At 61.1% G+C, this 22,599-nt stretch carries 23 protein-coding genes; 10 read left to right on the top strand and 13 right to left on the bottom strand.

Going from position 1 to position 22,599, the window contains the following annotated elements; all coding sequences use genetic code 11:
- Position 1 precedes the first annotated feature (1 nt).
- The 4 genes from V7714_RS19865 to V7714_RS19850 all read right to left on the bottom strand — a co-directional run bounded on the left by V7714_RS19865 (position 2) and on the right by V7714_RS19850 (position 4,447).
- Positions 2-736, bottom strand: coding sequence for an ABC transporter ATP-binding protein (locus V7714_RS19865; RefSeq protein ID WP_335711287.1), 735 nt, complete (start codon positions 734-736; stop codon positions 2-4).
- Positions 737-906: 170 nt separating this feature from the next.
- Entirely contained in the window at positions 907-2,157 is a 1,251-nt protein-coding gene (locus tag V7714_RS19860; protein ID WP_335711286.1) for an efflux RND transporter periplasmic adaptor subunit, read from the bottom strand.
- 248 nt (positions 2,158-2,405) lie between these two features.
- Entirely contained in the window at positions 2,406-2,843 is a 438-nt protein-coding gene (locus V7714_RS19855) for a T6SS immunity protein Tdi1 domain-containing protein (protein ID WP_335711285.1), read from the bottom strand.
- Between the two features lie 2 nt (positions 2,844-2,845).
- Positions 2,846-4,447 carry an NAD(P)/FAD-dependent oxidoreductase gene (locus tag V7714_RS19850; RefSeq protein WP_335711284.1) on the bottom strand — a complete coding sequence of 534 codons (1,602 nt, stop codon included), beginning with the start codon at positions 4,445-4,447 and terminating at the stop codon, positions 2,846-2,848.
- A gap of 252 nt (positions 4,448-4,699) precedes the next feature.
- Here V7714_RS19850 and V7714_RS19845 point away from each other — a divergent pair, with 252 nt between their 5' ends.
- Both V7714_RS19845 and V7714_RS19840 read left to right on the top strand, forming a co-directional pair.
- Complete coding sequence (locus V7714_RS19845; protein WP_335711283.1) at positions 4,700-6,910, top strand: TonB-dependent receptor plug domain-containing protein; 2,211 nt, start codon at positions 4,700-4,702, stop codon at positions 6,908-6,910.
- A gap of 81 nt (positions 6,911-6,991) precedes the next feature.
- Positions 6,992-7,225 carry a DUF1289 domain-containing protein gene (locus V7714_RS19840; RefSeq protein WP_335711282.1) on the top strand — a complete coding sequence of 78 codons (234 nt, stop codon included), beginning with the start codon at positions 6,992-6,994 and terminating at the stop codon, positions 7,223-7,225.
- 32 nt (positions 7,226-7,257) lie between these two features.
- Here V7714_RS19840 and V7714_RS19835 read toward each other — a convergent pair whose 3' ends face one another.
- Entirely contained in the window at positions 7,258-8,373 is a 1,116-nt protein-coding gene (locus V7714_RS19835; RefSeq protein ID WP_335711281.1) for an ABC transporter substrate-binding protein, read from the bottom strand.
- Between the two features lie 93 nt (positions 8,374-8,466).
- Complete coding sequence (locus V7714_RS19830) at positions 8,467-9,663, bottom strand: DUF805 domain-containing protein (RefSeq protein WP_335711280.1); 1,197 nt, start codon at positions 9,661-9,663, stop codon at positions 8,467-8,469.
- A 329-nt stretch (positions 9,664-9,992) separates the two neighbouring features.
- On the opposite strand from V7714_RS19830, the gene V7714_RS19825 reads away from it, so the two are divergent.
- Positions 9,993-10,157, top strand: a complete 165-nt coding sequence (locus tag V7714_RS19825) for a hypothetical protein (protein ID WP_335711279.1) — start codon at positions 9,993-9,995, stop codon at positions 10,155-10,157.
- Positions 10,158-10,271: 114 nt separating this feature from the next.
- On the opposite strand, the gene V7714_RS19820 is transcribed toward V7714_RS19825, so the two are convergent.
- From V7714_RS19820 to V7714_RS19810, 3 genes are all read right to left on the bottom strand, one after another.
- Positions 10,272-11,366 carry a hypothetical protein gene (locus V7714_RS19820; protein ID WP_335711278.1) on the bottom strand — a complete coding sequence of 365 codons (1,095 nt, stop codon included), beginning with the start codon at positions 11,364-11,366 and terminating at the stop codon, positions 10,272-10,274.
- 67 nt (positions 11,367-11,433) lie between these two features.
- Positions 11,434-12,837: a class II fumarate hydratase gene (fumC, locus tag V7714_RS19815; RefSeq protein ID WP_335711277.1), complete on the bottom strand. Its 1,404-nt coding sequence runs from the start codon at positions 12,835-12,837 to the stop codon at positions 11,434-11,436.
- Positions 12,838-12,910: 73 nt separating this feature from the next.
- The gene (locus V7714_RS19810; RefSeq protein WP_335711276.1) at positions 12,911-13,678 is read right to left on the bottom strand and encodes a substrate-binding periplasmic protein; all 768 of its coding nucleotides are present in this window, start codon (positions 13,676-13,678) and stop codon (positions 12,911-12,913) included.
- Between the two features lie 156 nt (positions 13,679-13,834).
- Here V7714_RS19810 and V7714_RS19805 point away from each other — a divergent pair, with 156 nt between their 5' ends.
- Genes V7714_RS19805 through V7714_RS19795 form a run of 3 tightly spaced genes read left to right on the top strand, consistent with a single transcriptional unit; the run spans position 13,835 to position 15,329 of the window.
- Positions 13,835-14,200, top strand: coding sequence for a response regulator (locus tag V7714_RS19805; protein WP_284194545.1), 366 nt, complete (start codon positions 13,835-13,837; stop codon positions 14,198-14,200).
- The gene (locus V7714_RS19800) at positions 14,197-14,829 is read left to right on the top strand and encodes a chemotaxis protein CheX (protein ID WP_290331266.1); all 633 of its coding nucleotides are present in this window, start codon (positions 14,197-14,199) and stop codon (positions 14,827-14,829) included. Before V7714_RS19805 ends, V7714_RS19800 begins: the two co-directional genes overlap by 4 nt.
- Positions 14,826-15,329, top strand: coding sequence for an acyl-CoA thioesterase (locus tag V7714_RS19795; protein WP_442891414.1), 504 nt, complete (start codon positions 14,826-14,828; stop codon positions 15,327-15,329). The genes V7714_RS19800 and V7714_RS19795 overlap by 4 nt, the downstream gene beginning before the upstream one ends.
- A gap of 34 nt (positions 15,330-15,363) precedes the next feature.
- Here the strand turns inward: V7714_RS19795 and V7714_RS19790 are convergent, their stop codons facing one another.
- Positions 15,364-16,143 carry a zinc-dependent peptidase gene (locus V7714_RS19790; RefSeq protein WP_335711274.1) on the bottom strand — a complete coding sequence of 260 codons (780 nt, stop codon included), beginning with the start codon at positions 16,141-16,143 and terminating at the stop codon, positions 15,364-15,366.
- A 117-nt stretch (positions 16,144-16,260) separates the two neighbouring features.
- Here V7714_RS19790 and V7714_RS19785 point away from each other — a divergent pair, with 117 nt between their 5' ends.
- The 3 genes from V7714_RS19785 to bufB all read left to right on the top strand — a co-directional run bounded on the left by V7714_RS19785 (position 16,261) and on the right by bufB (position 19,000).
- Positions 16,261-16,692 carry a DUF3617 domain-containing protein gene (locus V7714_RS19785; protein WP_335711273.1) on the top strand — a complete coding sequence of 144 codons (432 nt, stop codon included), beginning with the start codon at positions 16,261-16,263 and terminating at the stop codon, positions 16,690-16,692.
- A gap of 166 nt (positions 16,693-16,858) precedes the next feature.
- Entirely contained in the window at positions 16,859-17,146 is a 288-nt protein-coding gene (gene bufA2 / locus V7714_RS19780; RefSeq protein WP_335711272.1) for a BufA2 family periplasmic bufferin-type metallophore, read from the top strand.
- A 141-nt stretch (positions 17,147-17,287) separates the two neighbouring features.
- A complete protein-coding gene (bufB, locus tag V7714_RS19775; RefSeq protein ID WP_335711271.1) occupies positions 17,288-19,000 on the top strand; it encodes an MNIO family bufferin maturase in 1,713 nt (570 codons plus the stop codon).
- On the opposite strand, the gene V7714_RS19770 is transcribed toward bufB, so the two are convergent.
- The 3 genes from V7714_RS19770 to V7714_RS19760 form a co-directional block, all read right to left on the bottom strand.
- Positions 18,949-19,794, bottom strand: coding sequence for a UDP-2,3-diacylglucosamine diphosphatase (locus tag V7714_RS19770; RefSeq protein WP_335711270.1), 846 nt, complete (start codon positions 19,792-19,794; stop codon positions 18,949-18,951). The two genes, bufB and V7714_RS19770, sit on opposite strands and share 52 nt — an antisense overlap.
- 173 nt (positions 19,795-19,967) lie before the next feature.
- Entirely contained in the window at positions 19,968-20,546 is a 579-nt protein-coding gene (locus V7714_RS19765) for a DUF5655 domain-containing protein (protein WP_335711269.1), read from the bottom strand.
- Between the two features lie 129 nt (positions 20,547-20,675).
- Positions 20,676-21,584, bottom strand: coding sequence for a hypothetical protein (locus V7714_RS19760; RefSeq protein WP_335711268.1), 909 nt, complete (start codon positions 21,582-21,584; stop codon positions 20,676-20,678).
- A 382-nt stretch (positions 21,585-21,966) separates the two neighbouring features.
- Between V7714_RS19760 and V7714_RS19755 the strand changes: the two genes are divergently transcribed.
- Positions 21,967-22,320 (top strand): hypothetical protein, encoded by a 354-nt coding sequence (locus V7714_RS19755; RefSeq protein WP_335711267.1) that lies wholly within the window; start codon positions 21,967-21,969, stop codon positions 22,318-22,320.
- Positions 22,321-22,599: the final 279 nt, after the last annotated feature.

Genomic DNA, 22,599 nt, shown 5'->3' with positions numbered 1-22,599 from the left:
ATTATTGCGCCCCCCAGGCCAGTTCGCGGCCTTGTGCCTGGCCTGTGGTGTTGAGATGGTCCTCCACCACCCGCCCATCAAACAGCGCAACCGTACGCTTGGCCAGCGCCGCCGAGCGTGGGTCATGGGTCACCATGCACAAGGTGGCGCCATCGGCGTGTATCTGGTTGAGCAGGCCCATCACCAGCTCGGCATTGCGGGAATCCAGGTTGCCAGTCGGCTCATCGGCCAGTATCAAAGCCGGCTGCCCCACCAGGGCGCGTGCCACGGCAACCCGCTGTTGCTGCCCCCCAGAGAGCTGGGCAGGGTAGTGCCGGGCACGATGCGCCATGTCTACCCGTTCCAGCGCCTCCTTGACGCGTTGCCTGCACACCTGCTTGCTCAGGTCATCGCGGTATTGCAGGGGCAGGGCCACGTTTTCTTCCACGCTGAGATCCGAGATCAGGTTGAAAGCCTGGAAAATGAAGCCGATCTCGCGATTGCGCAGGCGGGCACGGGCACGGTTGTCCAGCGCTTCGACCGCCTGACCGGCCAGTGTATAGCGTCCGCTGCTGGCGTTATCCAGCAGGCCCAGTATGCCCAGCAGGGTGGACTTGCCGCAGCCTGAGGGGCCGCTGATGGAGACGAACTCGCCCTTTTTTATCTGCAGGTGCACTTCATCCAGTGCGCGGGTCTCGATTTCATCGGTCAAGAACGATTTACTGATGCCTTGCAGGCTGATGACGGTGTCTGACATGGTGGGTTCCTGGGCGATACGGGGTGTGGCAGCCGCTATCGGCTGAAGAGTACGCGAAGCCATGAGAATTGGTGTAATGGTCAGGGGCGGTCACAGGCTCCTTGCTTTAATAGGGGGTGGGGCAGAGGGGCAACCCTGAGGTGTATCGTCAGGGTTGCCCTGGTGCCTGCTTACCGCAGGCTTACCCGCTGATGGGTGCGCCAGCTGCTGGTGTCGGACACCACGATACGATCACCGGCCATGAGGCCAGCCTTGACGACGATGCGATTGATGGCGGCGGTGCCGAACTGCACGTCCAGGCGTTCGGCGACGCCATCGGCACCTATGCGGTAGACACTGGCCGGGCTGTCTGGCTGGCTGAAGACCGGGCGTGCCACCTGCAGCACGTTATCGATGCGGGCAACTTCGATGCTGCCGTCCACGCTCAGGTCGGGCCGGGTTCCCTTGGGCAGCTCACCTCGGAGCTTTACATCCACCCGTACGGTGCCATTGCTGACGCTGGGCGCCACGCGCAGCACTTCGGCGGGGATCAGCGCATTGCGTATGTCTATCTTGGCGCTCTGGCCGGGGGCAAGGTCACGGGCCTGGGATTCCTGTACTTGCAGTTCGGCATAGAGATCACCGGCCTTGGCCAGCTTGGCCAGTGCCGCTCCCACTGCCACAGCCTGCCCTGGCTGCAGTTCCAGGGCCTGTACTGTTCCGGCCATGGGTGCGCGTACGCTCAGGGCGGCTACCTGGTCTTCGGCGCGCTGCAAGGTCTTGCGTAGGCGTGACACCACGGCTTCGCGGGCTGCTAACTGGGCACGCAAATTGGCACGGCCTTTCTGCAGCCGGTCACGCTCCAGCGTGAGGGTCTCATTCAACTGCTTGAGATTCAGCTCGCTGCGCTGAAAACTCAGGCGCGAGACTATGCCTTCCTTGACCAGGCTGGCCTCTGCCGTCAGCTGCAGCCGGGCGCTTTCCGCTGCGTACTGGGCCTTGGCGATGGTGGCCTGCTGGTTCAACTGCTCGCTATCCAGTTGGGTGCGCAGGGCGTTCAGCTCGGCCGCTGCCTCTTGCAGGCTCCAGCGGGTTTCCTCCGCCAGTTGGTTGAGGGCCGGGTTGACCAGTTGCACCAGCAGATCGCCTGCCTGCACCTGTGCACCTGCCTGCACCGCTACCCGCTCGACCCGGGCATCACTCTGGGCTGAAATCAGGTGTACATCACTGGCCCGCAGCATGCCGCTGCCGTGTACGGTTACCTGCAAGGGGCCGCGCTCCACCACGCTGGTGCTGACGCCGAGCTTGTCTACTTTCAGGCTACCGGGATTGGATCGCAGACCAGCGACCACGATACCGGTCAGTAGCACGGCGGCAAGGGCTATCCAGACAGGGCGGCGTTGCCAGAGGCGGGGTTTACGGCCAGGGCGAGGAACATCCATGGTGCTTCCAAATGATCTGGGTGACCAGGATGGAAGAGCAGATAGGATGCCAGATTATTAATATCTTGATTATTAAGTGATTTATTCGATTTGTGGAGCGTGGCTGGCTGTCAAAGTCCCATATGTGGGATCATCGTTATCCCAAAAATGGGACGGATACTCCCGTGCCATGGTGTTGCGTGTAATTCTCGATCTGACTTTCTGGCGACCACCACCTTTGGGTGTGCGCGGCAAAAGCGGGTACTTACTCAGGCTGTAATTGTGAGATTGACGGTCGACCCGTCTGGTAGGTCTTTGATCTGATAGGCGAGTAGGCCAGAGAAGCGTATCAGCTCCAAGAGTGGCACTGTGCCGAGATTGGTCCGATCGTAAAGACCGCCCAATACACCGGGAATCTTCAGGCAGTATTTTTGGCCATTGTCTAGCTCACCCAGCAATGACCTTGCTTCATTCACGAGTGCTTGCATGTACCAATCATGCAAAAAATCCTGGTCCAGTTGTAGCGCCGCGAGTTCTGTGGCATTTGCCGCGACAATTTCACAGTAGGCATCCTCTGGGCAAAGTCGCCAGTAGCAGCCACCCTCATCGCGCAGCATCAAGTTACCAAACGCATTCTCACCAACCAGCTCCATTGGTCGAATGCCGGTCCATCCCCATGCCTCTTCAACGGCGCTCAGTATGGACATGGCTAGCCCTTTAGCACGCTCAACGCCAACGCTTCCGCCACCTTGATGCCATCCACGCCAGCCGAGAGTATCCCGCCGGCGTAGCCTGCACCTTCGCCGGCCGGGAACAGGCCACGGACGTTGAGGCTTTGGCAGTCCTCGCCTCGGGTAATGCGCAGGGGGGATGAAGTACGGGTCTCGACGCCGGTAAGCACGGCGTCGTGCAGGTCGAAGCCCTTGATCTGCTTGCCGAAAGCTGGCAGCGCTTCGCGTACAGCCTCGATGGCGTAGGCAGGCAGGGCGGTATCGAGATTGCCCAGCTTGACCCCGGGCTTGTACGAGGGCTCCACGCTGCCCAATTGGGTAGACGCGCGGTTGGCGATAAAGTCGCCCACCAATTGGCCTGGCGCTTCGTAGTTACCGCCGCCCAGCACAAAGGCGCGGGACTCCAGCTCGCGCTGGAACGCCACGCCGGCCATGACGCTGCCTGGGTAGTCGTCTGGCGTGATGCCGACCACGATGCCCGCGTTGGCATTGCGCTCATTGCGCGAATATTGGCTCATGCCATTGGTGACCACCCGATTGGGTTCTGAGGTCGCCGCTACCACGGTGCCGCCAGGGCACATGCAGAAGCTGTAGACCGACCGGCCATTGCGGGCATGGTGTACCAGCTTGTAGTCGGCTGCGCCCAGCAGCGGGTGACCGGCATGCTTGCCAAAGCGGGCCTGGTCGATCAGCGACTGCGGGTGCTCGATGCGGAAGCCGACCGAGAACGGCTTGGCCTCCATGAACACGCCACGGTCATGCAAGACCTGGAAGGTATCGCGGGCACTGTGCCCCAGTGCCATGACGACATGGTCGGTACGCAGCTGTTCGCCGCTTTCCAGTACCAGGCCGCGTACGGCGCCGTCTTCGATCAGGATATCGGTTACCTTTTGCTCGAAGCGGACCTCGCCCCCCAGCGCAGTAATGGTCTCGCGCATTTTTTCGACCATGCCGACCAGGCGGAAGGTACCGATGTGCGGCTTGCTGACGTAAAGAATCTCGTCGGGTGCGCCTGCCTTGACGAATTCGGCCAGCACCTTGCGGCCCAGATGACGCGGGTCCTTGATCTGGCTGTAGAGCTTGCCGTCGGAGAAGGTGCCGGCACCGCCTTCGCCGAACTGCACGTTGGATTCCGGGTTGAGTACATTCTTGCGCCACAGTCCCCAGGTATCCTTGGTGCGCTGGCGCACCTCCTTGCCACGCTCCAGTACGATGGGGTTGAAGCCCATTTGCGCCAGCAGCAGGGCGGCAAAGATGCCGCAAGGGCCAAAACCCACCACCACCGGCCGGTGCTGCAGGTCGGCAGGCGCCTGGCCCACGAAATGGTAGCTGGTGTCGGGCGAGGGGCCGATCTTGTTGTCGCCGGCCATGCGCTTGAGCAGGGCGGCCTCGTTGGCGACCGTGATATCCAGGGTGTAGATCAGGGTCAGTGGATGGCCACGGCGGGCGTCATAGCTGCGCTTGAATACCTCGAATGCCAGCAGCTCGGCAGGCTTGATCTTGAGCCGCTGGGCTATGGCTGCCGGCAAGGCTTCGGGAGCGTGGTCTAGTGGCAGGCGGAGTTCGTTCAGGCGCAGCATGGTGTTTCCAGTCGGGAAGGCAAGTTCACGGCAGGGTCTGGCCTGCCGGTTCAGCGTAATGCAAAGCCGCCGGACACGAGGCCGGCGGCAACTCCCTCTATTGTAAGGCATCCTTAGATGAAGAGCCTGATATGAACTTCAGTCACCATCGTGTCGATGCCTGCAAGCACTGTGCCGTAAAGGTGAGTTTGCCTACAAGCCACCATGGTGCTTGTGGCATAGTGCGCGCCCCCGCACAGCACGAAGAAAAACATGCAACAAGGTCGCCGTACGTCCCGTCGCCCGCAACTGTTACGCCTGCTGGTGCCATGCACCCTGGCTTGGTCAGCCGCTGCAGCCGAGGTCGGCGAAGGTGCGGTGGCGCCGCCAGCGCAAGCGCCTAGCGAGACCTTGGTCGTGAATGGCAAAAAGGCGGGAGAAACCGATCTGCGTCGGCAGTCCACCGCAGGCAAGATTGTGGTGGGCCGTGAGGAGATCAGCCGCTATGGCGATAGTGGGCTGGGCGATGTGCTCAAGCGCTTGCCAGGCCTGAGCGTTTCGGGCTCGGGCCGTAGCCTGCAGGTACGCATGCAGGGCATGGGTAGCGCCTATACCCAGATACTGATCAATGGCGAGCCGATAGCCCGTGGCTTTTCGCTGGATACGCTGACGCCTTCGCAGATTGAGCGCATCGAAATACTGCGCGCGCCCACGGCGGAATACAGCGCCCAAGCCATGGGCGGCATACTCAATATCGTGCTGCGTGAAGGCAGCCGCAAGCAGACCACAGACTTGAGCTTGCGGGGCCGCTACAGCGAGCACGATCACTACGCCCAGCCCCAGCTCAATCTGCAACTGGCAGACCAGTTGGACCGGCTGGGCTACACCGTGGTTGCCCTGCTGCGCCATTACGACCAAACCGAACACGACACTAGGCAGCAGATGCAGCGTTACGATGCTGCCGGGCTACAGCAGCAGGATGAGCTGACGCTTGATCGCTATCGTGCGCGCGGTGTGCTGTTCAACCTGATGCCGCGATTCAACTGGCGCTACGGCGAAGGCGACAACCTGAGCCTGCAGATGCAGCTGTCCCACAATGTGGATACAGGCCAGGGTGAGGTGCAGCGGCGGTCTTTGCTGCCGGGTACCGTGCCTGACTACGATGGCTCGCTGGGCAGCGTGGACTGGCGTTGGGGGCGGGCGCAGGGCACCTTGATACGGCAGGTGCCGTTGCCGGATGGCGGCAAGCTGTCGCTGCGCTTGATGGCCGACCAGGGCAGTACCTATGAGGACAACCGGCGGGTGTTCAGTGGCGCGCTGCCGCCTGGCACGCCGAGGCTGGTACACGAGAGGCAGCACAATCGTGACCTCAGGTTGGCGCACAGCGGCAAATGGTCGCTGCCCCTGAGCGAGGCTGAGCACAAGCTGGAGCTGGGTTACAAGACCGAGTGGAAGCAAAGGCGGGAGCACAAGACCCGACTGGCAGACGGGGTGGATATGGACACCGGGCTGGGGCGTGAATTGACGGCCTCGACCTGGCTGTTGGCGGCCTATGGGCAGGATGAGTGGTCGGTGAACGAACAGTGGTCCATCTATGCCGGCTTGCGTTGGGAGCAGTTGGTCAGCCGTAGCCGCGATGCCCAGACCAGCCTGGACCGTCGTAGCCGGGTGCTGAGCCCCAGCCTGCAGAGCTTGTGGCGATTGCCGCAGAGCAAGCAGGACCAGTTGCGCTTCGGGGTGTCGCGCAGCTATGCCGCGCCAGACCTAAGCAGCCTGATGACCAAGCCACGGCGGGTAGACGACAACACCGAACTGACGCCAGACCAGGCGGGCAATGCGGCACTGAAGCCGGCGCTGGCCTGGAAGTTCAATACGGCTTTCGAGCACTTCCTGAGCAAGGATGGCATGCTCAGCGCTGCCCTGAACCACCAGCAGATACAGGATCTGGTACGGCAACGTACAGGACGAGAAGGGGAGCGCTGGGTGCGCCGCCCCTACAACCTTGGCCGGGCCAGCCTGACAGGCCTGGAGCTGGAGGCCAAGTTTACGCTGGCCGAGTTGATGGAGCTGGCCATACCCCTGGACCTGCAACTGGCCTATAGCCGCTACTGGTCGCGGGCCCGCGATCTGCCGGGGCCTGACAATAGACTGGAGGATCAGGAAACCGAACGCTTGAAGCTGGGGCTGGATTACCGGCTGGCGTCGCTGCCCTTGACCCTGGGGGGCAGTTACAACTGGTCGCCTGGCTATGTGGTACAGCTGGAGACGGGCACCCGTCGCTACAAGGGGCGCGAGCGCTCTCTGGACATGTATGCGGCGTGGCGGTTCAGCCCACAGGTGCAGTTGCGGCTGACCGCCAGCCAGTTGGGTGCCGGTGACGCACGGCAGACCGAGTCACGGCAGACCGGGGCGGGCCGGAGCGAGCATTACAGCGTGGAGCGTAATGCGGCCTATTGGTCTGCCACGCTGGAACTAAAGTACTGATACGAAAACAGTTCAGCCCTGCAAGGCGGTGGTGGCCTGGGGTAGAATGCGGCTGCCATGCTTACTACCCAGGTCCATTGAATGTCTGCTCGTCCCGATTCGCCCTGTGTGGCACGTTGCTCTACCGCCCTGGGGGATGAAACCTGCATGGGTTGCGGCCGCAGCTTTATCGAGGTGGCGCAATGGGTGGCCATGACGGATGCCCAGAAGGAGGCCGTATGGCAAAGGCTGACGGACTACTGGGCCGCCCGTGGCGAACCGCCTCCCTGGCTGGCGCGCGGTCGCAATGAGGCAGAGACACTGCGGTGGGACTGACCGCCACTGCCAGAAACAGCAGCCCGGCGCAGCTAGTTGACCAGCCGCCCGCCGCTGGTAAACACCGCCAGATCCACCAAGCTCATTGCCCGTCGGCGGGTGCTGTCTAGTTGTAATCGCACGCCTCCCATATCGCTACGGTAGCTGGCCAGGCTCTGGTGCAGCCTGGAAGGGCTGGCATCGCCACCGCCCTTGCGCAAGGCATCTACAAGCATGCGTGCCGCCATATAGCCTTCCATGGAGGCGTAGCTGGGTGGCTCGTCGCGGTATTTCTTGAGGGTGCCGACAAACTCGCGTGCCACCGCCGAAGTCGGGTTATAGGGCGAGGGCACCAGGGCGCTGATGGCTACCCAGCGGGCCGCCTCTGGCCCCAGGAACTCCTGCAGGGTCTGCGGATTGATCCAGCTCAGGGCATAGAAGGCGGTACCTGGGCGGCGCTGCTGGTAGGCCTGCACAAAGGCAGCCGAAGCAATGGTGGGCGCAGCCAGGATGATGGCCTGCGGATTGATGCGCGCCAGCGTGTCGGCCGCGCCGTCTACTTCCAGGCTGTTGCTGGCCAGCTTGACCCGCCCCACCAGCTGGGTCTTGCTGCCTTGCAACTGCTGGGCGATTTCCACGCCAGCGGCCCGTCCCAGGGCATCGTCGCCAGTCACCAAGGCAATCCGGTTCAGGCCCGAACTGGTGGCAATGCGGCTGATCTTGGCCAGCTCGTCGGCTGAGCTGGCGCGCAGGTAATAGACTGGGTTGGCAGAGGGGAGGTTGATACCCACATAAGGGGCGACCAAGGGTATGCCCTGGCTGGCAATGCTGCGGTCAGCCAGCACGGCCTTGACGTTGTCGGCGCCAAAATAGCCAAATAGGGCAGCAGGGGCATACTGGGCCACGCCCTTGCGGCTGAGTGCCACGGTATTGGCCTGCTCTCCCTTGTCGTCCTCGACCACCAGCCTGACTTCGCGCCCGGCGATACCGCCTTTGGCATTCAGCTGGTCCAGGTAGACCTGGGCACCGGTGACAAAGTCACGGCCGGTGTCGCCATTGGGGCCGGACAGGTCGGTTACTTGCAGTATATGGATAGGATTGCCTGCAGCCATGGGCTGCAGGTGCGTCAGGGCCAATATCAGGCCGGCCAGCAGTAGAGGAGTGCGCATGCCAGATCACCTTGCAGATTGCGAATGGTGACAGTTTGGCGGGCAATTATTGTGGCCTGATGAAGGAAGCGCTAATAAAGCAGGGAGAGGTACCTATTCGTCTGCTTCTGCCTCGGCATCGCGTAGGCGCGAGAGCACCTCCTGCACTGCCGCCTCGCGGTCTTCCTCGCTCAGCTCGATATTGTTCTGCTCTGCAGCGGCATCCACCATCTGGCGCGCCAGTTCTTCCTGACTGTCCGTGGTATCCGTCGTCACTTCGTCCGCTGTCTCTTCTATTGTGGCAGGCGCCACACCTGCCTTGAACGGGCTGCTGGTATAGCTGCTGACACCGGAGGAGATCGTCAGCAGGGCGGCTATTACAGCACCTGCGATTACCCAGGGGCCGTTCGGTTCATTGGGGGCGCCGTAGTCATTGGTATCGGCATTGCCGGGGACAACCCACAGGGCCAGCGAGCCGAGGACAATGATGGCATACACCACCATGGCCGCCTTGGGCGAGCCTGTGATCAGCATGAGGCCGCTGAGCGGGAACAGCAGTAGCCATTTGCCACTGAGGCCGATATCGTGCAGCCGCAAGGCCATGTAGCGCAGGCTGAATACCAGCATCAGGACGACCATCACAGCAATCGCAACCCAGCCCAAGGCAGCGGCGCCCAAGATGGCGGCCAGCACGAGGGGGAAGAAGAAGGCCGTGCTGTAGGCGATATAGCGCAGGCGGTTGAGGCGGCCCTCGAAGCTGAAAGAGAAAAAGGCCGGTGTGTGTGTTTCATCCTGCTGCTCATCCGACCGACCTGGCTGCCGCCGATAGGGATTGCTGTCGGCCGTATCACGCGCCGCTGGCTTGGGTTCGCGCGCGGCGGCCATCATCCGTGGCATGTCGGCACCGCATTCACGGCAGAGCGTACGCTTGGGCTGCACAAACTGGCAGGACGGGCAGGTAATGGTCTCCACCTCGGGGGCCGCTGCTGCCGCTACGGGCGGTGCTGCAGGCGCAGGTGGTGGCTCAGGTGCCAATGGCGCAGCAGGTGCCAGGCTCAGGGGCGCCGTGGCAGGTGCCTCAAGCACTGGAGCGTGCAGGACTTCTACACCTATCTCTCCCAGCACCTGCTGATAGCGCGGCAGGGCGGCGATGGGCAGGGCCTTCTTGATCACTGTGGGCTGGCCGGCCAGCATGGCCTGGGCTTTCTCTTCGCTCACCTTGAGCAACTGCGCCAGGGCGGCGACGGCGGTAGCGTGTTGGTAGCCAGGCAGCAGCAGGCCGCTGAGAGAGAGTTGGACGTGGTCGGACATGGCAAAGCGAGCAGTTAGGTGGACAAGCAGGCCGCGCATCATCCCTGTCTATGCAGGGGCTGGCAAGTTTGTTCTGCAGCGATTGGTATGCCCACTGGCGTTGATCTAAGTATTTGATTTGCTTGGATTGACTATGACTTCGTCATTGAGGGTTGCTGACCGGGGATTTCCGAGGGGGCGCCCGACATTTCGTCGGCACTGTACGTCATTCGCGCCCGTCTACCTGCACTTGGTCGCAAGCCGGTCGCGGCTTGCCAGGCACTCCGCCACTATGCCAACCATGCAAGGCGGGCAGGGGCCTGCCAGACAAACCCACCAGGAGCCATACCATGCAACGCAACCAACTGAATGACCTGTTCCAGTCCGGCCTGATTCTGGGTCTGCTGGCCTTGTTCAGCGTCGCCATCGTGTCCGATCTGCGCCAGCCGGCACCTCAGCAAGATGCCGCGCAGCAGCAACTGGCACAGACCACCAAGGCCGCTCGCCATGCTTGAGTCTGTCGCGGCAGTTTCCCCACCAGGGTCGGGCGGCAGAACACGATGTTTGCCGCCAGCCCACTGAGCAGCCCGTGAGTTCCCTCACGGGCTGTTTTGTTTTGCGGCCAGGGTCTAGGTAGCGACCTGGAATCCTTCGGCCTGCTCGCGCAATTGCCGGTAGTGGGCCAACAGCGTGCGGCGATCAGGTGCGATGGTTTCGTCGGCTAGCGCACCGCAGGCACGCAGGGTGTCGTGGTGCTGGGTGACGGCATCCAACAGCCAGTCGCATCTGGCCAAGGTACGGGGTGTGCAGGTTTGGCCGCGTAGATCGTCATCCAGGTCCAGCCGGTGCGAACGCCAGCCTTCCTGCCAGTACAGCGCCTCCAGCTCACCCTTGAGTGCCTGGCGCCAGTGCTTGATGATGCCATCCAGCCAGTCGCGCACATCCAGCGTGGCCCCTGCGGCGTTCAAGTCCGCACGCAGCCGTAGATAACACTCCAGCGCAATTTCCTTTTCCAGCCTGAAGGCAGCCAGGGTGGCATCCTGCCCCTGGGTCTGTTCCAGTTGCAGCAACCAGGCAAAATAGTTGCGCGTCTCGAAGCGCTCGGCCAGATGGTGCTGGGGCACATCGTTGCCCATGCCGGCCGAGTTGAATTGGCGCAGCGGGTCAAACCGGTACATATAGCCAAAGTCGAACAGCCAAAGCCGGCGGCCGTCATCCAGCAGATTGCCTGGGCAGTAGTCCCATTCGAACAAGCCATGGCGTACCAGCTCGGCACCGCTGTCGAACAACTGCAGCAGTGTGCGTTCGTCCCACTGTTGTACCGTGCCGCCCTCTATCCACGGCGAAACGATGATGCCATGGGCCAGCGAGCCATACAGTGTCGGGACCATGCCGGCAAAGCCGCCGTGGCGGGTCTGGATTTCGGTAATATCACGCCGCCGCTGTAGCTCATTCAGGAACGAGGTCTGGCCGTCCAGATTCTGCACCAGGCATTGCGGACGGGCTTTCTTGATGGCATAGCCCACACCCCCTTGTTGCAGGTGATGCACCCAGGCAGTAAGGCCTGACGATAGCGTGGCCAGTACCCCGTCGCCGCCGGGCTCAAGTGCTGCCAGTTGGGCTGGGGTGCGTGGGCAGAGGCCGGGATGACCGAGTTCTAAATCCTGGCCGCTGGCGATAAAGGCCAATTGGGTCTGGTGGCGTAGGCTGTCTAGGGTAGGCATGCCGGGCATGATACCGGGGTAGTCATAAACTACCGAGTACAGGCCCAGCACAGCTCACCAAAGGCGCTCAGTTTATGCTGGGGTGTGTCATTTCCAGCGGCACCATCCACTCGGCGTACTGCTGCTCGGTCAGGTAAGCCAGTGCAAGGGCGGCCGCCTTGAGGGTGGTGCCTTCCTTGTGGGCCTTCTTGGCGATCTCGGCGGCGCGGTCGTAGCCAATATGGCGGTTGAGGGCGGTGACCAGCATCAGGTTTTTGTCGAGGTTCTCGTGGATGCGCTCCAACGCCGGGGCGATGCCCATGGCGCAGTGCTCGCGGAAGGCATCACAGGCGTCGCTGAGCAGGGTGATGCTTTCCAGCACGTTGTGCACCATGACGGGCTTGTAGACGTTGAGCTGGAAATTGCCCTGGCTGCCGGCAAAGGCCACGGCGGCGTCGTTGCCGTACACCTGTACGCACACCATGGTCATGGCTTCGCACTGGGTGGGGTTGACCTTGCCAGGCATGATGGACGAACCCGGTTCGTTCTCGGGTATGGTCAGCTCACCTATGCCACAGCGCGGGCCGCTGGCCAGCCAGCGCACATCGTTGGCCATCTTCATCAGGCCACCGGCAAGGGTACGCAAGGCGGCCGAGGTATTGACCAAGGCGTCGTGGGCGGACAAAGCAAAGAACTTGTCGGCGGCGGCGCGGAAAGGGTGGCCGGTCAGCTTGGCGATGTGGGCGGCGGTGCTATCGCCGAATTGCGGATGGGCATTCAGGCCTGTGCCAACAGCGGTGCCGCCGATGGCCAGGTCGTATAGCCCTGGCAGGGCGCTTTGCACGGTGGCGAGGCCAAAATCCAGCTGCGCCACCCAGGCGCCGATCTCCTGCCCCAGGGTAATGGGCGTGGCATCCTGCAGGTGGGTGCGGCCGGTCTTGACCAGGCCGGCGTGCTGGGCTGCCTTGTCGGCAAGCACGTCGCGCAACTGGCCTACGGCGGGGAACAGGCGACGGGCCAGCTCTTCTACCACCGCAATATGCATGGCCGTGGGGAAGGTGTCATTGGATGACTGACCGCGATTGACGTGGTCGTTGGGGTGTACAGGCTGCTTGCTGCCCATGGTGCCACCGGCCAGCTCGATGGCACGGTTGGCGATCACCTCGTTGGCATTCATGTTCGATTGAGTGCCGGAGCCTGTCTGGAATACCACCAGGGGGAAATGGGCATCCAGCTTGCCCGCGATGACCTCGTCGGCTGCCGCCACGATCAGCCGGGCCGGTTCAGCCGCCAGCTCACCCAGTTCGGCATTGGCTTCGGCGGCGGCGCGCTTGAGCACGCCCAGGGCGCGGATGACCGGTCGCTGCCAGCGAAAGCGGTCTACACCGATAGGAAAGTTATGGATGGAACGCTGGGTCTGCGCCCCCCAGTAGCGGTCGGCGGCGACGTCAACGGCGCCCATGGAATCGGTTTCGGTGCGATGTTGGCTCATGCGGGATTATCCTGAAAGCGTACGCGAGAAGCCCGACCCAGACAGTGGGGTCTTGAGCTAGATGAGAATTATTCTATTGTAATGCGCCAGCGTAGTCACCCCGGCGCAGGGCGTCGTAGCTGATGCCCAGCGCTGCGCGATAGCGTGCATCCAGCTCGCCGCGCTTGATGCGGGCCTGTACCTCCTGCTCATAGCGCTCGAACAGGGGGGCCAGGTGGGGTTTGTAGAAGTGCTGTTGCGGCTGCGCGGCAATCAGGGGCGGTAGCATCCGTATCTTCAGCTTCTTGCTCTTGGCGATCTCGCGCATCCAGATCAGGTCGTCGAACATGACATCGACCCGGCGCGCAGCCAGCTGACGTACCCCGTCTATGGCGTCCCCCACCATGACGCTGTGCCAGCCGTGATAGCCATGTATGGGGGCCGGGTAGATATAGTCGGTCACCATGGCGACCCGCAGGCCATTGAACTGGGACAACTGCTCATAGCGCTGCAGGGGGGATTGCTGCGGCACCCAGGCGCCCACCAGCCAGAACTCGGTAGGAATGGTGGTGGCCAGCCAGTGGGCGGGCAGGGCTTCCTTGTCGCCAAACAGCATGATATCGATGCGGCCAGCATGGGCAGCTGCCACACAGCGGCTCTGGGTGGCCGATTGCAGCTTGAGGCCCAGGCCCATGTCGTTGAATATCTCCCGCATCAGCGTCACCGTGATGCCATGGTGACCACGCTCCGGGGTATAGGCAGCATAGGGCGCCCAGTCATCGAAGCAGACGGTGAATTGCTCACGAGCCTGGGCCGATGCCAGGGTAAGCCAGAAGAGCAATAATGCGGCAAGGCGACGCATGGTGGTTTGCGATCCGTAATTCCCGTTATTCAGGTTTAGTGTGTTTGCCGACAATTGGCAGTATTAAATGGTTCTGGCCGGTCTTGCTGGCTTGCTATGGTGTATGAACTATGATGCAAATATCGCAATTGTTGCCCTATCAGAAAGTGTCTGCCCATGAGCAAGCCGGTACTGATTGTCGACGATAGCCGCGTGTCGCGCATGCTGGCGCGCGCCTATCTGGAGGAGATGCGCCCTGGCTGGGTATTCTTTGAAGCAGCCAATGGCGACGAGGCCATCGCGGTGGCCGAGCGTGAGCCCATAGAGCTGGTGACGCTGGATGTGAATATGCCCGGCATGTCTGGCCTGGCCGCCGGTGAGCGCATTCTGCAGATACGGCCGGGTATCCACGTGGTGGTGCTGACGGCCAATGTGCAGAGCAGTGTGCGCCAGCGGGCCGAGACCCTGGGCATGCACTTTCTGCAGAAGCCGGTGACCGAAGCCACCATTACCCGCCTGCTGGAGTTGGTGGAGGGCGAATGAACAACTACCTCAGCCCGCTGCAGCATGATGCGCTATGCGAGATATTCAATATCAGCGTAGGGCGTGCTGCCGCTGCCATGAGTGGATTGGTGGGCGAAGAGGTCAGCCTGTCGGTGCCGGCCATGCGGTTTTGCCGGCTCGATGAATTGAATGACCGCATAGGTTGGGCGCAGTGGCGCCATGTGGATGCCGTGGCCCAGCATTTTGCCGGCAGCTTTGATGGCGATGCCCTGCTGATGTTCGCCGACGACGATGGCGAAGAAGTGGTCCGCCTGATGCTCAACTCGCTGAAGCAGCCGGTGGATGTGGAGGCGCTGACCAGCGATGCCCTGGCCGAGGTGGGCAATGTACTGCTGACCGCCTGCCTCTCGGCCCTGGCCGATATCATGGCCGAGGATTTCGATTACTCGCTCCCCAGCCTGTGCAGCGGCAAGGGGGTGGATGTGCTGCTGCAGCGGGGAGCCGAGCCGGAATGTCAGGTGCTGTTCCTGCACATTCAGTTTCTGCTAGAAACCAAGCGCATAGAAGGTTACCTGGCGTTCTTGCTGGGGGTATCCTCGCTGGATGGCTTGCGCAACGGGGTCGACCGCTTCCTGGGACACCTGGGGGCGGCGGTCAATCACGGATGAGCGACGCCATGCGCCCCAATGAATTGAGCATGACGGTGCTGATGACACCGGACATGGCCAATTTCTCGGGCAACGTCCATGGCGGCGCCATACTTAAACTGCTCGATCAGGTGGCTTATGCCTGCGCCAGTCGCTATGCCGGCAGCTATGTGGTGACGCTGTCGGTGGACCAGGTCACCTTTGCCCAGCCTATCCATGTGGGCGAGCTGGTCACCTTTCTGGCCTGCGTCAACTACACCGGCCGCAGCTCCATGGAAATCGGTATCAAGGTGGTGGCCGAGCATGTGCGCCAGGGCAGCGTACGCCATACCAACAGCTGTTTCTTTACCATGGTGGCGGTAGACGACGACGGTAAGCCCGTGGCGGTGCCACCGCTGGCACTGGATAGTGCCGAAGCCCGTCGGCGTTATAGCGAGGCCCAGCTCAGGCGCCAGCACCGGCTGGATTATGCCGAGCAGCGCGAAGCTATGAAGCAAGGCAGCAGCCCGTCCCAGGGCTGATCAAACGACGCCCAGGCGAGCTTTGCCGGCTTGCCTACCAGTCGTTTTCATCCAGGCCCAGCACCGGTAGGCGCATGCCGGGGTCCTGCCGGTAGAACTGGCGCAATTGCTCGTAGATGGCCGGGTACTCGGCATGTAGCAGATGCGGCAACTCAAAGAAGTATTCGGATAGCACGGCAAAGAACTCGGCCGGATTGGTCGCGCCATAAGGGTCGATACGCACCGGTTCGCCGTAGTCCACCCTGCGGCGAAAATCCTGATAACCGCGCTCGAAGGCGCGGCTCCAATCGGCCTGCACCATGCCGGCATGCAAGGGTGGAAAACCATCGGCGCGGCCATTGAGCATGTCGAGTTTGTGGGCGCACTCGTGTATCACCACATTGCGGCCATCCAGTGCCGGCCCCTGGCGGCTATCGGGCCAGGACAGCAGGATAGGACCATCGCTACGTGCCATGCCCGACACATTCTGCGCACCTTCATGCATCAAGCCCTGCTCATCGCGCCAGGCTTCGCGGCTGACAAAGGCGCCGGGGTAGATCACCACGTCGTGCCAACCCTGGTAGGCCGTATCGTCGAGATTGATGATGGGCAGGCTGGCCTGTGCCGCGATGGTCAGCAAACGGTTCTGGCTTAGCGCAAAGCCATGCGCCCCACTGATGGCCTTGTGGCCCAGGAAGTGCCGCATGCGGTCTTCCAGCCTCTGCCACTCCTCTGTGCTCAGGCCTTGCAGCAATGGCATCTGCCGGCCCAGCTCCGGCCAGGCTGGGTTGGCCAGTGGGTCATGCTCGGGTTTGCGGCTGAGGAAGTTGAACATGGTGGTATCAGTAGTCGTAGTACCGATCAGATGCAGCCGTAGTTGCCAAACACAAGAGGCGTCTACACTGGTGGAATCCCGCCACCATCGCGCTGGTCATCTTGTAAGGAGCATGTCATGTCGCGTCTCGCCCGTCATACCTGCCTGATCCTTTTCACTGCTGCCGTCTGGGCCAACCCCGCCATCCGGCCGGGCATGTGGTCCATTACCAGCAAGATGAATATGGAAGGCATGAAGGTCAATATCCCGCCGACGACCGTCAAGCAATGCATGAAGCCCGAAGACGCCCAGAACATGAGCCGCCCTAGCATGCCCAAGAGCCCGGACGGCAAGCCGCCAGCCTGCACCATGCTGAGCAACAGCATGACGGGCAACACCATGGTCTACCGCATGAAATGCACAGGCGCCCAACCCAGCGAGATCAGCGGCAGCATGACCTTTGGTACCGACAGCTACAGCGGCAAGACCACCGTGGACAGCATGGGGCCGCAGGGGCGGATGCGCATGAGCACCGAGTTCAGCGCCAAGCGTTTGGGTGACTGCAAATAGCCGCAGCGATTTTTTGACAGCCTGTGTAAGAAAAGCGTGGGGGGGCAGACCAAGGTGCACGGCGGCTGCGTTCGGGCTCTGCCGGCAACACCGGATAGCCAGTGTTGCTGGCCAAACCCGATACCACACCGCCGAGTCATCCCCACCTTATACTCAGGAGCACAGCATGAACGCACGTACCCTCAAATCGGCCACTTCCTTCGCCCTCGCCGCCGGCGCCTTGGCTCTGGCTGCGGGCGCCATGGCCGCCGATGCCCCCAAGGGCTCGTCCGGCAAGGCCGTTGCCGCCAACGACAAGGTGCACTGCTACAACGTGCACGACTGCAAGGGCAATAGCGACTGCAAGACCACCGAGCATGGCTGCAAAGGCCAGAATGCCTGCAAGGGCCATGGCTTCAAGGCCGTGGCTGCCAAGGAATGCCTCAGCAAGGGCGGCACCATAGGCGACCTGTAATCGGCCATGCCAGGCACCCAGCCCCAGGCTGCCAGCCGGCGGCATGGCCTGGGTGCAGTGCACCGATAAAGCGCATTGCCTGCGCTGCGGCTGCCTGGCGGTTGCCGCAGCGATCTTCCTCTACACCGAGTTTACGCCGCCATGCCCAAACCACCCCACGCCCCAGCCGGTTTTGGCCTGGGTTTGCGCACACCGCATTACCGGGATTTCCTGGCGTCACCCCAGCCGGTCGATTGGCTGGAGATCATCAGTGACAACTTTCTGGTCGATGGCGGCAAGCCGTTGGTGATGCTGGAGCGCATCAGGCGTGACTACCCCATGGCCATGCACGGCGTTGCCATGGCCATAGGCAGTGCGCAGGGGCTGGACCAGGCTTATATCGCGCGCATCAAGCAGCTGGCAGACTGGCTGGAGCCCATGTGGGTGTCGGATCACCTGTGCTGGACCGGCTTCGCCCCCCATGTGCTGCACGATCTTTACCCGCTGCCCTATACCGAAGAATGCGCCCGCCTGCTGGTGGCGCAAATACGGCAGGCACAGGATATGCTGGGGCGCCGCCTGGTGCTGGAGAATGTCTCCAGCTACGTCGGCTACCGGGCCTCGCAGGTGCAGGAGTGGGAGTTCCTTCATCATGTGCTGGTCGAGGCCGATTGCGAGCTGCTGCTCGATGTGAACAATGTCTATGTCAGCAGCGTCAATCACGGCTTTTCGGCCCAGGCCTATCTGCAGGGCATCCCTGTGGACAGGGTGCGGCAGATCCACCTGGCCGGCCATTCGCGGGTGGATGAACACATTATCGATACCCACGACCATCCCGTCGCCGCCCCGGTCTGGCAGCTCTATGCGCAGGCTTGCCAGCGCTTTGGCCAGGTGTCCACCATGATAGAGCGCGACGACAATATCCCACCCCTGGCCGACCTGCTGCAGGAGCTGGACCAAGCCCGCACCATTGCCGCCCAGCACTGCAGCAGCGGCCATGCCGAAGTGCCCGCCTTGCCCGCGTGGCAGACCCAAGCTACCCAGCATGCCGATCTGTTGCAGAGCCAGCAGCAGGTGGCTGCGCAGGTGCTGGAGGATACCGTACAAGGCATACCAGACTGCATCGTGCCTGACGGCATCCTGGCAGGCGAGACGGGCATGGTGATCTACCACCACGCCTACCGGGCACGCCTGCTGGAGGTGCTGGCCGATAGTTATGGCAAGACCGAAGCCTATCTGGGCAGCGAGCTGTTCCAGCAACTGGCGGCGCGCTATATAGCGGACCAGCCACCGCGGCAGCGTAACCTGGGGCACTATGGCGCAGGCCTGGCCGATGTGCTGGCGCAGGCCTACCCTGACAACCTTGAGCTGGTCGATCTGGCACGGTTGGAATGGGCCTTGCGTACCGTGTTCGACGCGGCCGACCAGGCCAGTTGGGACAGACAGACCATGGCGGACGATGATGCGGAAGCCTGCCTGGGCCAGCCTGACATCGTGCACCCTACGGTCAGCCTGCTGGCGGTACACAGCAATGCCCTGGCCATCTGGCAGGCCATCGATGCCGACGAGGACGTACCCGAGGCCGAACGCTGGCCCCAGCCCCGCCAGATACTGGTCTGGCGCAAGGGCCTGCAGCCGCACTTCCGCTCGATAGGCGAGGCCGAGGCGGCGTTCCTGATGGCGCTGCAGCAGCAAGGCTGCAGCATTGCCGAGCTGGCCGATGCCTGGGGCGGCACCCCGGCACTACCCGACCCCGCCAGCCTGGCAGCTTGGTTGGCGAGCTGGTGGGATGACGCGTTGTTGAGTCGCACTGTGCCTTGCGATCAGGCAGGCGTGTCCGCCACGCCTACCGCCTCCCTGGTCAATCTGGCCTGAGCGGGCTTGGCGCCCAGTTGCTGCCAGGTCACGATCTTCAGTTCCCCCTCATAGGTCTCCACCAGGGCGGTCAGGCTCTCTACCCAATCGCCATCGTTGCAATAGAGTATGCCGTCTATCTCCCGCATCTCGGCCTTGTGGATATGCCCGCAGATCACGCCATCCAGCCCCCGTGCCTTGGCCTCGCGCGCCACGGCCTGCTCGAACTGGCTGACAAAGTTCACTGCTTTCTTCACCTTGTGCTTGAGGAACTGCGATAGCGACCAGTAGCCCAGCCCCAACTTGGCCCGCACATGGTTGAACCAACGGTTGAGCTTGAGCGTGACGGTATATGCATGATCCCCCACGATGGCCAGCCAGCGCGCACACTGGATCACCCCGTCAAACAGATCGCCATGCAGCACCAACAGGCGGCGGCCATCGGCGGTGGTGTGGATGACTTCATCCTGGATATCGATACCGCCAAACGCCAAGCCGATGAACTGTCGTACCACCTCATCATGATTGCCAGCGATATAGACCACCTGGGTGCCCTTGCGGGCCTTGCGCAGAATCTTCTGGATGACATCGTTGTGTTCTTGGTTCCAGTACCAGGAACGCTTGAGCGCCCAGCCGTCTATGATGTCGCCGACTAGATACAGATAGTCCGATTCGTTCTGCTTGAGAAAATCCAGCAGATAGGATGCCTGGCAACCGGCCGTGCCCAAATGCACGTCGGATATCCAGATGCTGCGGTAGTGGTGGCTGGCGGGCTCGCTCACGGTCAGGCCAGGTAGTTGATCTCGACCCAGCATGCCCCGCTAATGTGACAAGGCGTTGACGTGACTCAGGTCTTGCCGGAAACCTCGGTTTCCAGGCCAGGCAAGGCAGGGATGCAAGCCACGATGTGGCATGTATTTGATCTGAAGAGATAAAGGCCCGTCTAGCAAGCTATGCCGCAACGCGTTGAGGCTGCTGGCAGCGCCCTTCAGCCTGCACTATCGTAGGCCTGCCGCAACCAACCCAGCAGCGCCTCATCCACTTCCTCTGGCTGGCTCAGCCTGACCTTGTACTGGCACATGCCACCTGCCGGTAGCGCCTGCAGGCGCTCGTTCGGGCTCAGGCTCTTGTGGTTGATGCCAACCTCGACACAGGTCTTGGTCGCCGGCCCCACCATGGCAAACTGTTTCTTGCGTCGCAGGCTGACATAGGTCTTCTTGGGCGCAGTCTCAAACTCGCCAAAGCCGGCCAAGGCCGCCATGAGCTTGTCGTGGATAGGCCGCAACGCGGCTTTCGGCCCGCTGTAGAGTTCCGCCAGCACCTCATCGTCGGACAAGCCCTGGGCTGCCGCAGCGCTCGCGCCATCCGATTGCAGGGCATGGTGCACCAGGGTATTGGCATCGCCATACCCCAGGCCCAGCTCACGCTGCAGCATATCGCGCAGCTCGCCGTGCTTTTTCAGGCTGCTCTGCCGCACCAGCGCCACCAGTTCATCCAGGCGCTTGCCGCTGCGTTGCTCGATATTGGCCAGCTGCGTGGCCAGGGCCTTGGCGGTATCGCTCATCATGGGCTCCGGTTTGGGGGGTGATTACAGCTTAGTGGCTGGTTGTGGGCGTGTATGGACGAAAGCGCGAGGGGGTTGTGAGGTTTTTGGTGTTAAAATTGGCTGAAGATTAAATCGCAGGGTTGACTTTGGTCAAAATGGAACATCTATATCACTGGCGTTTGCAATGTCAACTAGGTAAATAATTTGTGATGCGCTTAATGCTAATACATATTCGGTCACCTCGAGTGTAGCTTTTCCTCCTTGGGTGCCGCCGTGACCAATTCCCTCGCCACCACTTCTAAAGGCGTAGATGCCTTCAAAAGTTTGGCATATGGCTTTGGGTACGGCTACATTGTTGGGGTATCGTAGCCACTTTATTAGGTCACCAAGTGTTGATGCTTTAGATGTGGGGAAGAGTATTTTTCCAGCTGCTTCAACTGCACATACTGCCTCCTTAATGGAGTTCTCATAATCTGGGTTGGTCGGATTTCTAAAGAATTGTAACGCTTTTTCATAGTGCCTTCTTGCACTTTGTAACTCAGGATTTCCTAAAACTACTTGTGTCCTTGTTATAAGATCTGTGGTGTGCTTTCTTCCGCGACGTCGAACAGTACCTTCGTCAAACTCATATGCCAAGCGTTCCTCAAGAAATAGGCGCTGAATTTCTCCAGCAATGTACGCTTGAATTTCGCCACGTGAAGTTTTAATTATATAATCCTCATGGTTGTCGTGATATCCAACTTCACTGGGTAAGTGTGTATATAGGCGTTCGCAGAAATCATAGCATTTTTCCCATGAAAGATTGTCAAGGGATTTTATGGCGTCGTTTTGTAATGCTTTGAGATTGGTCGCCGAATTCAAGTTATATTCAACAGGTGATAGCCTACTGATGCGGTGTAATTCGCGCGCAATGACAGCCCAGTTGGAAATATATTCGGAATCCACAAGGTCAATTAAAAGGTGAACAAGTCCAATGCGTGCTGAGGTGGGAAACTTGTTATCAATTTGGCTATGTGGTCCTGTAGTCCTAGATGAAAATGGTGGCTGGGTGGCTGTCATTTGTTTCTATCCCTATCATTGAAGGCAAGCGAGTCGTCCCAACAAAGTCTAAGTGCGTCCACTTTGATCGGACTGCTATTAAATTAGCATCGAATTGACTAAATAATAGACTACGCATAAATAAACCGCGAGCTGGGTGCGAGTTAGCAGCGCGGGTAACCATGTTGACCAGTAGTCTCCATGGAACCCCAAACCGGCCGGTAAGGAGTTTCGCTATGCATAGTCAGCACACAGCCACTCCTGGCGTTGCTGTCCGCGATCAGCCGCTCTATTGGCACAGAAACAACACCACAAGCCACGCCAACTTACTCGCAGATGCTTTATGTGGATTCTAAGTGGTATCTTAATGGTTCTTTCTGTCCCGCCACTACGGATACTCACCATGCGCTATGCCATCTTGATTGCCGGCCTGCTGTGCAGCAGTGCCTTTGCCGCCGAACCCACCAGCAGTGCCGCCACGCCAGCGGCATCGGCCAAGCTCGACTGCATGCAGCCGGAGTTCCTCGGCGCCAAGGCCAAGCCGGCCAAGATAGAAGCTTTCAACAAGCTCTATCAGGCTTATGGAGACTGTGTGAATGCGTTTATCCAGAGCCAGAATGCCATCGTGGCGGCGGCCGAGGCGCAGCGAAAACTGGAGCTGGAGCGGGCCAATGCGGCCATTGATGCTGGTAATGCGGCGACGGCGGCTTACAAGGAATACGCGGCGCGGATAGAGTTGGCCAGCAAGGGCAAGTAGGACCAAAGAGCCTGTTCACGATCTTTTCGCCCCGGCGTTCCGGGCAGTGCCGGATAGTGGACAAGGCACAAGCCGCTTCCGGTACCGGTACCGCAAGCGGCTTGTAACGCCGGTCGCTGCCGGCAGTGCCCGGAACCCGTAGGGCCGGACCGGAAAAGGGTCATGTACTGCGTTGGACTCCTTGGCAATAGCCCGTTATTGCCTGCGTCGCCCGCCTTGTACCTGACCCTTTTCCGGTCCAGCGCCGAGGCGAAAAGATCGTGAACAGGCTCTTAGCGG

It is taken from the genome of Chitinimonas sp. JJ19 (assembly GCF_036961565.1).
GTDB lineage: Bacteria > Pseudomonadota > Gammaproteobacteria > Burkholderiales > Chitinimonadaceae > Chitinimonas.
This window is presented reverse-complemented; position numbering and strand designations above follow the sequence as displayed.